Source organism: Tepidibacillus infernus (assembly GCF_048898065.1).
GTDB lineage: Bacteria > Bacillota > Bacilli > Tepidibacillales > Tepidibacillaceae > Tepidibacillus_B > Tepidibacillus_B infernus.
On record NZ_JBLWFI010000001.1, the window covers coordinates 868,356 to 881,260 of the forward strand.

General features: G+C 38.0%; 11 protein-coding genes and 2 pseudogenes. 1 reads left to right on the forward strand and 12 read right to left on the reverse strand.

From position 1 onward, the window contains the following. Positions 1–9: 9 nt before the first annotated feature. The 9 genes and pseudogenes from nuoF to pdhA form a co-directional block, all read right to left on the reverse strand. Positions 10–1,821 (reverse strand): NADH-quinone oxidoreductase subunit NuoF, encoded by a 1,812-nt coding sequence (gene nuoF / locus TEPIDINF_RS04480; protein WP_421691420.1) that lies wholly within the window; start codon positions 1,819–1,821, stop codon positions 10–12. Between the two features lie 14 nt (positions 1,822–1,835). After that, on the reverse strand, positions 1,836–2,309 hold the full coding sequence (gene nuoE, locus TEPIDINF_RS04485) for an NADH-quinone oxidoreductase subunit NuoE (RefSeq protein WP_220126428.1): 474 nt from the start codon (positions 2,307–2,309) through the stop codon (positions 1,836–1,838). A gap of 203 nt (positions 2,310–2,512) precedes the next feature. Further along, positions 2,513–3,487, reverse strand: coding sequence for a tryptophan--tRNA ligase (gene trpS / locus TEPIDINF_RS04490; RefSeq protein WP_069800078.1), 975 nt, complete (start codon positions 3,485–3,487; stop codon positions 2,513–2,515). Positions 3,488–3,671: 184 nt separating this feature from the next. Then, a pseudogene (locus TEPIDINF_RS04495) lies at positions 3,672–4,045 on the reverse strand (aromatic amino acid lyase); the annotation flags it as partial. A 111-nt stretch (positions 4,046–4,156) separates the two neighbouring features. Beyond that, positions 4,157–4,279 (reverse strand): annotated as a pseudogene (locus TEPIDINF_RS04500) (Tn3 family transposase); the annotation flags it as partial. 538 nt (positions 4,280–4,817) lie between these two features. Next, entirely contained in the window at positions 4,818–6,245 is a 1,428-nt protein-coding gene (gene lpdA / locus TEPIDINF_RS04505; protein WP_069800080.1) for a dihydrolipoyl dehydrogenase, read from the reverse strand. A gap of 3 nt (positions 6,246–6,248) precedes the next feature. Beyond that, positions 6,249–7,577 carry a 2-oxo acid dehydrogenase subunit E2 gene (locus TEPIDINF_RS04510; protein WP_421691421.1) on the reverse strand — a complete coding sequence of 443 codons (1,329 nt, stop codon included), beginning with the start codon at positions 7,575–7,577 and terminating at the stop codon, positions 6,249–6,251. 29 nt (positions 7,578–7,606) lie between these two features. Next, entirely contained in the window at positions 7,607–8,587 is a 981-nt protein-coding gene (locus TEPIDINF_RS04515; protein WP_421691422.1) for an alpha-ketoacid dehydrogenase subunit beta, read from the reverse strand. 1 nt (position 8,588) lies between these two features. Beyond that, positions 8,589–9,668, reverse strand: coding sequence for a pyruvate dehydrogenase (acetyl-transferring) E1 component subunit alpha (pdhA, locus tag TEPIDINF_RS04520; protein WP_421691423.1), 1,080 nt, complete (start codon positions 9,666–9,668; stop codon positions 8,589–8,591). Between the two features lie 132 nt (positions 9,669–9,800). Here pdhA and TEPIDINF_RS04525 point away from each other — a divergent pair, with 132 nt between their 5' ends. Next, complete coding sequence (locus TEPIDINF_RS04525; RefSeq protein WP_421691424.1) at positions 9,801–10,538, forward strand: alpha/beta hydrolase; 738 nt, start codon at positions 9,801–9,803, stop codon at positions 10,536–10,538. Here the strand turns inward: TEPIDINF_RS04525 and TEPIDINF_RS04530 are convergent. The 3 genes from TEPIDINF_RS04530 to TEPIDINF_RS04540 form a co-directional block, all read right to left on the reverse strand. Next, positions 10,528–11,334 (reverse strand): lipoate--protein ligase family protein, encoded by an 807-nt coding sequence (locus TEPIDINF_RS04530; protein WP_421691425.1) that lies wholly within the window; start codon positions 11,332–11,334, stop codon positions 10,528–10,530. The two genes, TEPIDINF_RS04525 and TEPIDINF_RS04530, sit on opposite strands and share 11 nt — an antisense overlap. A 57-nt stretch (positions 11,335–11,391) precedes the next feature. Continuing rightward, positions 11,392–12,303 (reverse strand): ribonuclease Z, encoded by a 912-nt coding sequence (locus TEPIDINF_RS04535; protein WP_069800092.1) that lies wholly within the window; start codon positions 12,301–12,303, stop codon positions 11,392–11,394. 93 nt (positions 12,304–12,396) lie between these two features. Continuing rightward, positions 12,397–12,888: a YajQ family cyclic di-GMP-binding protein gene (locus tag TEPIDINF_RS04540; RefSeq protein WP_069800094.1), complete on the reverse strand. Its 492-nt coding sequence runs from the start codon at positions 12,886–12,888 to the stop codon at positions 12,397–12,399. Positions 12,889–12,905: the final 17 nt, after the last annotated feature.

The window sequence follows — 12,905 nt, forward strand, 5'->3', positions numbered from 1 at the left end:
AGCCTCCCCCTATACTCGAATTACCGCATCAAATTTGCAGGTCTCTATACAAACTCCACATTGAATACACACATTTGGATCAATTATATGAGGTTTCTTTACCGAACCAGAAATGGCATGAACAGGGCAGTTTCGAACACAAGCGGTACAACCAATACATTTTTCCTGATCAATCTGGTAGGTTAATAGACTCATACATACACCTGCCGGACAGCGTTTTTGCTCAATATGGGCAATATATTCGTCGCGAAAATATCTTAATGTTGACAACACAGGATTTGGAGCGGTTTGGCCTAGACCACATAAGGAAGTGGTCTTCATCACTTTTGCTAGTTTTTCTAAAGTATACAAATCTTCTATTTTTCCTTCTCCTGTAGTAATTCGGGTTAAAATTTCAAGCATTCTCGTTGTTCCTTCGCGACATGGGGTACATTTACCACATGATTCGCTTTGGGTGAATGTAAGAAAATACCTTGCGACATCGACCATACAGGTTGTTTCATCCATCACTACAAGTCCACCTGATCCCATCATCGCTCCAACTTCAATTAAAGAGTCATAATCAACAGGGAGGTCTAGTTGTTTTTCCGGCAAACATCCTCCTGAAGGACCACCGATTTGAACTGCTTTAAAACGTTTATTGTTTTGAACACCCCCACCAATATCAAAGATAATTTGTCTTAGGGTAGTACCCATTGGGACTTCGGCTAATCCAGTTCTTGCTATTTTACCTGTCAGACTAAATACCTTGGTTCCTTTACTATTCTCTGTTCCTATTGAAGTGTACCAGTCTACTCCTTTACGAAAGATAAGAGCTACATTCGCATAGGTCTCCACATTGTTATTATTCGTAGGGGATAGCCATAGGCCATTTACAGCTGGAAAAGGAGGACGAAGTCGAGGCATTCCCCTTTTTCCTTCAATTGAATTTAGTAATGCTGTTTCTTCTCCACAGACAAACGCTCCAGCCCCCATTTTGATATGAATCTGGAAGTCAAAAGAGGTATTCAATAGATGGTCCCCTAAAAATCCGTGCTGTTCAGCGTTAGAGAGAGCTGTTTTTAACCGTTTTATAGCCAAAGGATATTCTGCACGGACATAGATATATCCTTCATTGGCTCCAATGGCATATCCAGCAATGATCATTCCTTCTATTACAGCATGGGGATCTCCTTCAAGGATGCTTCTGTCCATAAAGGCTCCTGGATCTCCTTCATCGGCATTACAAACAATATACTTTTGTTCTCCCTTTGCATCTTTGGTAAACTGCCATTTCAATCCAGTGGGAAATCCTCCACCACCACGGCCACGAAGACCAGATTTTTTTACCTGTTCAATTACTTCGTCTGGGTTCAATTGAAGTACTCTTTTTAGTCCTTTATAGCCACCAGTTAAGAGATACTCCTCAATAAGTTCAGGGTTCATTCTTCCACAACGAGCAGTGACCTCACGGCTTTGGTTGATATAGAACTTCGATTCTTCCATGAGTGGAATTTCGTGAATGGTTGAAACTTGATCGACTTGAAATTGAAATTCTGCCCATTCTATGATGGGTTGGCCACCTATAATATGGTTATCAATGATTCGTTCTACTTTGTCAGGGGTTATATTACCATACATAATGGCAGGATGGTTCGGCAAAGCAACTTCTACATTAACCTCCCGATAACACATACCAATACAGCTTGTAAAGTCTATATCTAATTCTAAGCCCCTTCTTAGAACTTCTTTCTCGATAGCCTCTTTCACCTTCTCAGCCCCCGCTGCTATTCCACAGGTCCCCATTCCTATGGTAATCCGAGGCTTAATTGGATCTTTCAATGGTACTCTCCCCTTTATTCGTAATGATTTAGTATTTCATTGATCTTATCTCGCGTTAATCTCCCAAATGTCTCATCATTGATCATCATGACAGGAGCTAGTCCACATGCTCCCAAACATGCGACAGACTCTAATGTGAACCTTTCGTCCTGTGTTGTTTCCCCTTTCTTAATGCCTAGTTCTTGTTCAAGGATTTCTAGAAGGTGTGTTCCCCTGCTAACATGACAAGCTGTTCCTGAACAAATACGAATAAGATGGCGACCATGTGGTTGTAATTTAAATTGGGCATAAAAGGTAGCTACTCCAAACACTTCGCTAAATGGGATACGAAGCGATTTTGCTATTTTTTCCATTGCCTTTTTTGGTAAATATCCATAGAGTTCTTGTGTGGCCTGTAAAGTTGGAATTAACGCCCCTTTTTGTTTCTTATACTGTTGCAGAATTTGATCAAGTTCTCTTTCTTTTTGATCCAACATCTCCCCTAGCACCTTTACTCCCTCCTATAATCTTGACTAGCAAAAATGATATAATCTAAAATTGTTAACGCTTACATTTACCTACATATTAGTTCGTTTGTTGAGAAATAATTCCTGCATTTTTCTAAAAATAAAAAAAATCATGATAATGTTGAGTAAATAAAAAACAGGCTATCAGTAGTGCGATGCCTGTTTATATGTTATTTTGTTATTTGTTATTTGTCCCAGTAATAAAGGCCAACATTTTTACGAGCTAATTGAACATAATGCGAAGCAGTCTCCCTTGCTTTGTTTGCTCCTTTTTGCAATATGTTCATCACTTCTCCTCTGTCGTTTGCATACCCCTCACGTTTTTCACGATAGGGGCGGAAATATTCCCAAATCATGCTGAATAGCTCTTTTTTTACTTCTCCATATTTTAATCCAGGGGTAAGGAAACGATCTTTTAATTCTTCTTTTTCAGCTGGATTTAGAAATAAGGAATAAATCTCATATAAGGTATTGTTTTCAATTGGCTTTGGTTCATCAACAGGAGTTGTATCTGTTACGATAGACATTACTTTTTTTCTTAATGTTTCTTCATCTGCAAAGATCTCAATCGTATTGCCGTAGGATTTGGACATTTTTTGTCCATCGATTCCTGGAACGGTAGCGATCTCTTCTTCAATATCTTCCTCTGGTAAAACAAATGTTTCTCCATAGGTGGCATTAAAGCGTTCTGCAATATCTCTAGCAATCTCAATATGTTGTTTCTGGTCTTTTCCAACAGGAACCCTTTTTCCTCCATAAGCTAGAATATCTGCTGCCATTAAGACAGGGTAAGAAAACAATCCATGTGTGGCTGGAATTCCTTTTGCTACTTTATCTTTATAAGCATGTGCTCTTTCTAAAAGTCCCATACTTGTTACATTTGATAACAACCATGTAAGCTCCGTGACTTCTGGTACATCGGACTGTACCCAAAAAGTTGACTTTTCTGGATCCATTCCTAAAGCTAAAAAATCACAAGCGGCATTAAAAGTTCCCTCTTGTAACTTCTTAGCATCAAAGACGGAAGTTAACGCATGATAATTTACAATAAAAGCATATAATTCATTGTTTTCCTGATAGTCAACCATTCGTTTCATCATGCCAAAATAATTTCCTAAATGAAGTTTACCTGATGGTTGAATTCCCGATAAAATTCGCATCAAATCGTCACTCCTCAACAATCCTATCTTTTCCACTTTATAGCTTATTATTATATCGCAATTTTTGTTTTTTAAAAACCTAAATTGTCGGAGATTCGTTTTCCTTTTATAAAGTTTAGGATGACATGTGCTCCAATTCGACTTGTAACAGGACAGTAAGGTGCATAGGCTTGATCTAATACATCCGTCTAGAGAAATATAGATGATATTGACTCGTGGCTAGATGGTTCTCTCCTCTTACTTCTACAGCTTGCAAAGCACAAATTGCCTCAATTGCTAGAACCCGTCTCGTATTGGTAATGATCAGAGAGGCGTGTCGTGCGCTAATAGTTCCCATACTTACATGGTCTTCTTGGTTGGCTGAAGGCTGCCACATACTGCATAATCATGGCCCCAGATTGTAAGCCTGGTTCAGGACTTAAGAAAGGGGGTCAATGATCATTTAGCTGTGGATTAACTAATCTTTCTATACGACGTTTAGAGATATTGGCTAATTTTACGATGGCAATCGGTTGCCGCATTGATTTCAATTTCTAATTTTTCTTTCACATTTAGTACATCATCAAAGTTTTCTTTAATTATTTTAGTGTTAATTTTTTCCTCGAATCATACCTTTTAAGTTTTGGAAATCATTAGGAGAAGAAATGGTAAATATTTTTGTAACACTTATATCTCTTAGACTTGGTGCAAAGCGAAAGCTAACAAATGACTTAACCCAAAAACTTGATCCGTATATCCTGCTGTATCAGTGTAATGTTCTTCAATTGAAAGATTAGATTCATGAAGTAATAACTTAGATGAAATTGAAACTTTATACAAAAATAAAGTAACTATTGAAACAAAAAATGGAACCAAAGAAGTTAGTGACCCATATACTAAATATTCTATTACGGTAATTGATAATATAAAAGGTAATCTAAAGAAAAATATGGTTCGCTTTTAGTATCGGGTCCTAACTCAAGCTTGGTTTTAACTGAAACGAGTAAAGGTAAAATAGTATCCTCAGAAGAATATAAAAAGTATAAAAAAGCTCTTGAAACGGAATTTAAAAGTGATAGAAAGCATAAACCTTGGGGTGTTTACTTCGTACCAAAGTGTACATAATGTTTGTGACGATCTCTATTTGAACAAGCAACCTAAAAAAGTCGGTTCCTTAAAGTAAGGAAATCGACTTTTTTAGGTTGAAATTCGCTTAACATACAAAATTTCCGAATGATGACGTTACCTCTATATCATGAATTAGATCACGATATAGTCCCTATTTGCTTGGTTATTATGAACTTTTAAAACCATCATAAAACCATCACTCACTTTATGATTTTAGATAAAATTATTTTATTTGTCTGTTGATTTGATGTATCGCTTGTCCTAAAGCGCCTTCTGCTGCTTCCATCACCATTTCTCCTAAGGTTGGGTGAGCATGAATTGTTAAGGCAATATCCTCCAAAGTTGCTCCCATCTCAATGGCTAGTCCGATCTCAGCAATCAGATTTGATGCCTCTGGTCCAACGACTTGTCCTCCTAACAACAAACCTGTTTCCTGATTGGCAACCAATTTTACAAAACCTGCATCTCCGGCATTCATTGATAAAGATCTACCATTTGCAGCATATGGGAATTTGCCAGTGATCACTTTTAATCCTTGCTCTTTTGCTTCTGTTTCATTTAGGCCTACACTTGCAATTTCTGGATCAGAGAAAACGACGGCAGGAATGGCTTTATAATCAATGGCACTTGGGTGACCTGCAATAGTTTCAGCTGCAACTTTCCCTTCGTAAGAAGCTTTATGTGCCAGTGCTGATCCAGGTACAATGTCTCCAATCGCGTACACATTTGGTACGCTTGTTTTGCATTGATGGTCGATTTCAATTAGACCCTTATCGGTCATTTTCATATTGATCGCATCAAGTCCAATCTCATCTGTATTTGGACGACGGCCGACAGTTACTAACACATAATCTGCAGTGATTTGTTTTTCTTCATTGTTTCTCGTCGTAAATGTGACCGTGATGTCATGATCTGTCTGCTTTGCCTCTTTTGCCATCGCATTGGTATAGACCTCAACTCCAAGCTTTTTAAGGTTGCGAGTAACAAGTCGAGACATTTCGGCTTCAAATCCGGGTAAAATTGAATCTAATCCCTCGATGACTGTGACCTTGGTTCCTAATTTTGCATAAGTTTGCCCTAACTCAATCCCTATATAACCGCCACCGATCACCATCATAGTTTTTGGTATTTCTTTTAGGGAAAGTGCTTCAGTTGAGGAGATAATTCTGCCACCATAAGGAAACGGTTTTAATTCAATTGGTCTTGAACCGGTAGCGATGATACAATGATTAAAACGATACCTACTACCTTCATAGCCACTGACGACACGGATTTCTTTTTCATTAACAAAAATCGCTTCACCTTTAACCCTTTCAACTTTGTTCCCTTTAAATAAAGAGCTTACCCCATCAGTCAGCTTTTTAACAACGCCTTCTTTCCATTCCTGAACTTTCCCATAGTCTATACTTATTCCTTCAGCCTGAATACCTATATTTGAGGCATGAGTCATTATTTCGTAATGATGAGCCGCAGAAATTAAAGCCTTTGATGGAATACATCCTCTATTTAAGCAAACGCCACCTACTTCATCCTTTTCTACAACGACAACTTTTTTTCCCAATTGAGCAGCTCGTATTGCAGCAACATATCCACCAGGCCCAGCGCCAATGACAACTACATCAACATCTTGTGTAAATTCACCAACAACCAAGTTTTACACCTCCATCACTAATAACTGTGGATCTTCTAACAGATCTTTGACATAGTTTAGGGCATATTGTGCCGTTGCCCCATCAATAATTCGATGATCAAAGCTTAAAGATAATGCCATCACATCTGCAGGCATCACTTCACCATGTTTGACTACTGGTTTCTTTGAAATGCGCCCCGTTCCTAAGATTGCAACTTCCGGATAGTTGATAACTGGAGTAAAGAACATTCCACCAGCAGATCCAATGTTTGTTATGCTAATAGAACTACCTTTCATTTCATTTGGTGCCAATCTTCCTTCTCTTCCTCTTGTTGCTAAATCCTTAATTTCAGCAGCAATGGTAAAAATACTCTTACGATCGGCATCTTTTACTACAGGTACGATTAAACCGTTCTCCGTATCAGTTGCAATCCCTATATGGTAATAGTTTTTATATACAATCTCTTCTTTCTCATCATCAACAGATGCCCTCAAAATTGGGTATTGGCGAACTGCGGCAACTAAAGCCTTTACAATGAATGGCAAATAAGTGACCTTAACTCCTTTTTTCTCCGCCAATGGTTTGATTTTCTCTCTAAATGCAACTAATTCTGTTACATCTACTTCATCCATTACGGTGACATGTGGCGCGGTATATACCGACTTCACCATAGCATTTGCGATGACTTTACGAATACCTTTTAATGGCACTCTTTCTTCTAAACCCTCAACTTGTACCGCTTGAGAAACATCTGTTGGCGTTTTTGTTGGTTCAGCTGCTTTTGCAACAAATTGTTCAGTGGTTTGTACTGCTGTTTTACCAGCTATAAAATTCAAAATATCTTCGCTTGTTACTTGCCCATTACGCCCTGTGCCAGGAACTTGAGCAATGGAAATCCCTTTTTCCCTAGCAAGTTTACGGACACTTGGTGTAGCTAATACTTTGCGATCATCAACTGATGGTGAAACAGCATTAGGTGTAGGAGTGTCTTGTTCCATTTTTTCCTTTTTAGGGACTCGTGGTTCATCGGCTATTTCTTTCTTAACATCATTATCAATGACTTCTTGATCTACAGCTTTTTTGTCTGCTGTTTCTGCAACGTTTCCTTGACCTTCTACTTTAAAAGTGATTAAGACATCGCCTACTACTGCTACTGCGCCTTCTTCCATCTTTATCTCTAATACTTTTCCTTTGACAGGTGAAGGAATTTCAACAACAGCTTTATCATTTTGTACTTCCAATATGACTTGATCTTCTTCTACGATATCTCCTGGCTTTACATGCCATTTCATGATCTCCCCCTCATGGATACCTTCACCGATATCGGGGAGCTTAAATTCAAATACACCCATTCTTTTTTAACCTCCTTTTTTCTTTCCAATTAAAAATCAAGTACTTGTTCAATAGCTTCGATGACCCGTGTTGGGTCTGGCAACCATTCATCTTCAATCATGCCAAACGGATATACGGTATCAGGTGAAGTCACACGAAGAACTGGAGCTTCTAAATACAGAATCCCTTTCTCAGTAATTTGAGCAATGATTTCTGCTGCTGCTCCTGATGTTCTTTGGGCTTCCTGTACAACAATTGCGCGATTTGTTTTTTCTACCGATTTTAAAACGGTCTCTGTATCGATTGGATTGATGGTACGAAGATCTATTACCTCAACCTTTACTCCACGTTTCTTCTCAATTTCCTCTGCCGCTTTTAATGAGGTGTGAACCATCGCTCCATATGTAATAATCGTTACATCTGTACCCTCACGAACGATATTGGCCTTGCCAATTGGAACGGTATATTCGCCTTCAGGCACTTCTTGACGGAAAGAACGATATAGTTTCATATGCTCCATAAAAAAGACAGGATCATTATCACGAATGGCTGAAATCAATAAGCCTTTAGCATCATAGGGGTTGGATGGAATAACTACCTTCAATCCAGGAGTTTGCATTAAATACCCCTCTAAACTGTCTGCATGTAATTCTGGTGTTTTTACTCCACCACCAAAAGGAGCTCTGAAGGTTATGGGGCTATGGAATCTACCATTGGTACGGTATCGAATGCGTGGAGCTTGCGCACAAATGGAGTCCATCGCTTCAAAAATAAAACCAATAAACTGAATTTCGGCAATTGGGCGATATCCCATTAATCCTAAACCGATTGCTAACCCTGCAATTCCTGATTCTGCTAAGGGGGTGTCAAAGACACGGTCTTCTCCAAATTCATCTTGCAATCCAGCTGTTGCCCGGAAAACACCTCCGTATTTTCCTACATCTTCCCCAAATAATAAGACGTTGGTATCTCTTGCTAATTCAACACGCATTGCATCAGTTATCGCTTGAATCATTGTCATTTGTGGCATTTTATTTTCCCTCCCTAGCAAATAAAGCTTTTTGTTCTTCTAAGTAAGGTGGAGTTACTTCAAACATGCTATCTAATAAACCAGAAATGGTCATTTTTTCATAAGCATCTGCTTTTTTTAATGCTTGGTTAATTTCTTCTTTTGTTTCTTCAATCAATTTGTCTTCCTCTTCCTCTGTCCAGATTCCTTTGTTTTTAAGGAAACGTCTATATCGGATGAGTGGGTCTTTTTCTTCCCATTCTTTTTCTTCTTCTTTAGAACGATACCTTGTTGGATCGTCTCCAGACATGGTGTGAGGACCAAAACGATAGGTTGAAACCTCAATAAGTGCTGGACCCTCATCATTTTTAGCATCGTTTGCTGCCTCTGATACTACTTTATATACGGCTAAAACATCCATCCCATCCACTTGAGTAGCAGGGATTCCAACCGCAACTGCTTTTTGAGCTAAAGTTGCTGCAGCAGTTTGTTTTTCCCTAGGTACAGAGATGGCATAGTGGTTGTTTTGAATAATAAAGATGGCTGGTAAATTGAAAGCTCCAGCAAAGTTCATTCCCTCGTAAAAATCTCCTTGAGATGTACCGCCATCTCCAATAAACGTCATTGCTACTTTTTTTTTCTTTCTCTTTTTAATACCCATGGCAACACCTGCCGTCTGAACGTACTGTGCACCAATAATTATTTGTGGGACAAAAGCTTGAACGTTTTCGGGAATTTCTCCACCATGTTGATGGCCACGAGACCAAAGAATAGCTTGGTATAGTGGCAATCCATGCATAATCATTTGTGGGATATCTCGATAGGTTGGTAAAATAAAATCTTCTTTGTCTATAGCGGATTCGCATCCGACCATGCTTGCTTCTTGACCAGCAACAGGCGCATAAAAACCAAGTCTTCCTTGCCTATTTAAACTGATTGCACGTTGATCCCAAATACGGGTAAATACCATTTTTTTCATTAAATCTCTTAATTGTTCATCACTTAGCTTTGGCATGGCTTCTTCATTAACCACATTTCCAGAGACATCAAGGATTGAAAAGGGTTCAATTCCTTCAATTTGACCTGATATAATTCTTCTCATGAAGCTCACCTCTTTTTTAAAAAATAAATCTCTATCATTTAAAATCTTCCCATTTGACGAATTTTTATCATGATTCTTGATGTAATTATTTTTTCATAAACAGACAAACTCATATTAAAGGAGAGATCATCAATGAACGATCAACGATATTACAAACGAACAATCATTAAGGAAGAAGTGGAATCAAAGTATTTAGAAGAGAGTAGAATGGGGATCATTTATCTTCCACCTAGTTATAATGAACTATTGTCTTACCCTGTCTTTTATTGTCAGGATGGTGAACAATTTTTCAACTTCGGACGGATTGCGACTCAAGCTACTCGCCTGATATTAGATGAAAATATTGAACCGATGATTATTATTGGAGTAGAAATGAAAAAAAACGTAAGAACTTCAGAATATCATCCTGAAGGCTCACGTTTTCCAAATTATACTCGTTTTTTTGTGGAGGAGTTTGTTCCTTTTGTAGAAAATCGTTTTCCCATTAGACAAGAGGCAGATCAAAGAACTTTGGCTGGCGATTCTTTAGGTGTAACGGTTTCACTCCAACTTGCTTTAGACCACCCAAATCGATTTCGCAACATCCTTTCATTGTCAGGAGCCTTTTTTGAACCAAGTATTGTCCGTATTCAGGCGGAACAAGATCTATCATGGCTTACGATGTATATGGTGGCTGGACTCGATGAAACGGCTGTGCAAACTAATGCTGGAACCTTTAACTTTTTGGAAATCAATCGAAAGACAAAAAAGCTTCTTGAGGAAAAAAAAGCTAACATTCATTATATTGAAAGACCTGGAACCCATATTTGGGGATTTTGGCAAAGAGAAATCCCAGATGCGTTACGTTTCTTTTTTGGTTCTATTGTGTAATATCATATTTTGTTTTAAATTCAACCATCATTTTATTGATTTCATTTTCATGTAAAGTATCAAAGGATTGGGCATTTTCATAGATAAGTTTATCACCATATTTATTCTTTAGTGCGATTTTCAAGTGAAAAAGAAACTCTTCTATGGATGAAACATTGGTTAACTCTTTTAAAGTAGTTATTTTTTCTGGCTGAATCGAGGGTACATTGAATTCCTCGATTCTCCCTCCTGAAGCGATCTCATAAAATTGTTGAACGAGTTTAGCCTTTTCCGCCCCAATTCCTAAAACATTGATGAAGGCATGAACAATAAAAGCCTTCAATTGGCGTCGTTGAGCAATTCCACAGAACTTTCTATGATTGATACTTAAGTCGTAGTCTCCTGGACAGTAGGAACCTTTTATCTCACCCTTTTCAATTCTTACAGGGTAGGATTGAAGGGTATCCTTAATCAGTTGAAAGATGATTTCAAAATCTTGCTGAAAACGGTATATTTGGCCTTTGATTGGCTGGATCAACGATATGTTTATAACACCATTGTCTAAAGGCACAGCTGCACCACCTGAGTGGCGAACCATCACTTCATACCCTTGATCATGAAGCCATAATTTTGCTTTACCTGCATGAGGTAATCGACTATCTCGTAATCCCATTACAAATGCTTTGGGATGTTGCCAAATATGGATTATTGGTTCATGTCCATCCCCGACTTTTTGGCATAACTCTTCTTCAAACGCAAAAGGATAGAGAATAGAAGGTATTCTTTCGTTTTTTATACGATCTATCACAATCGGCATCTTTAGCTCTCGTCTCCTACTGTTGCTTTTCTAAAGCAACTTCATTTTTTAATTCCTTTATGAAGTGAAAAATAAACTTTTGGTTAAAAGGTCTTCACCCAACTTTGTATTAGGGAAAATCGTTTGAGTATCCTCTAAAAAATCTTCAGGATTTGTCAAGGATGGGCTAAAATGGGTTAACCAAAGTTCTTTCACTTGTCCATTCTTAGCCAATGTGGCGGCTTCAGAAAAAAGCATATGTTTATGTTCTTCTGCTTTATGAAAATATGCATCCGATCCATACATTCCTTCAGCGATCAACAAGTCTGCATCACGAACAAATTCTATTAAGTCATCAGTTGGCCTTGTATCTGTACAATAAGCGACTTTTAAACCTTTTCTTGGTTCATCTAGTACCATATCTGGTGTAAAATGTTTCCCCTCAAAATAGACCTCCTCTTCCTTCTGTAGTTTTTTCCAGAATTCAAGAGGAACATCATTTTTTTTGGCCTTTTCCGGATTAAATTTTCTCCCACGCTTTACCTCTAAGGTGTATGCTAGGCATGGGATGGTATGCTCAACTGGAAGTGCATGAATGATTAGATGATTGATTTTTACTGTCTGTATTTTATCTAGCGGAAGTTCAATCAGATGAAGTTCATAAGGAAGATTCGGGGCGATCACGGTTAGACCCCTAATTACTTCATTCAACCCTGTTGGTCCTATCAATGTAAGTGGTTCTGTTCTGCCAGAATTTCCAATAGTCAGAAGTAGTCCTGGCAAACCTACTACGTGGTCTGCATGGTAATGAGTAAAACATATGGCTTCAATTGCTTTCAGTCCCCATCCTAACCTTTTTAAAGGAATTTGTGTTCCTTCACCACAATCAATAAGTATCAATTTTCCTAGATAGGAGGCAATCATAGAGGTTAACCATCGGTTTGGAATCGGCATGGTTCCTCCATTGCCTAATAGGCAGATATCTAGCATACTAATCTCCTCTACAAATGGATTTCATTCATTCTTAGTTTTTCTCTTTTTTGAAGAAAAAACCTACCGTTTTGCAGGTAGGTTTTACTTAGGCTATCTGTAGTTTGTAAATTGTAGCTCTAAGCCATAGTCATTTCCTTTTAATAGTTGTATGACAGATTGTAAATCATCTCTACTTTTGCCAGATACGCGAATTTGTTCACCCATGATCTGCGCTTGGACTTTGATCTTAGAGTCTTTGATATCTTTTATGATTTTTTTTGCAACATCGGTTTCTATACCTTGTTTTATTTTGATCATTTGGCGAACCGTTCCACCAGATGCCTGCTCTATCTTACCATAGTCTAAGTTTTTAATCGATACTTTGCGATTGATTAACTTGGTTTGAAGAACATCGATTACACTTTTTAACTTATATTCATCATCTGAGACCACTTTGATTTCTTCCCCTTGAAAGCTTACTTCAGATTTGCTATTTTTGAAATCGTAACGTTGAATGATTTCTTTCACTGTTTGATTGATTGCATTATCTACCTCTTGCATATTGACCTCGGAAACAATGTCAAATGAATTATCTTTTGCCATAAATCATCATCCTTTCT

Excerpts from the sequence above, each read along its gene's own strand:
- trpS (WP_069800078.1), bottom strand. The coding sequence starts at position 3,487 with ATGCGAATTTTATCGGGAATTCAACCATCAGGTAAACTTCATTTAGGA.
- TEPIDINF_RS04510 (WP_421691421.1), bottom strand. The coding sequence starts at position 7,577 with ATGGGTGTATTTGAATTTAAGCTCCCCGATATCGGTGAAGGTATCCAT.
- TEPIDINF_RS04515 (WP_421691422.1), bottom strand. The coding sequence starts at position 8,587 with ATGCCACAAATGACAATGATTCAAGCGATAACTGATGCAATGCGTGTT.
- pdhA (WP_421691423.1), bottom strand. The coding sequence starts at position 9,668 with ATGAGAAGAATTATATCAGGTCAAATTGAAGGAATTGAACCCTTTTCA.
- TEPIDINF_RS04525 (WP_421691424.1), top strand. The coding sequence starts at position 9,801 with ATGAACGATCAACGATATTACAAACGAACAATCATTAAGGAAGAAGTG.
- TEPIDINF_RS04530 (WP_421691425.1), bottom strand. The coding sequence starts at position 11,334 with ATGCCGATTGTGATAGATCGTATAAAAAACGAAAGAATACCTTCTATT.
- TEPIDINF_RS04535 (WP_069800092.1), bottom strand. The coding sequence starts at position 12,303 with ATGCTAGATATCTGCCTATTAGGCAATGGAGGAACCATGCCGATTCCA.
- TEPIDINF_RS04540 (WP_069800094.1), bottom strand. The coding sequence starts at position 12,888 with ATGGCAAAAGATAATTCATTTGACATTGTTTCCGAGGTCAATATGCAA.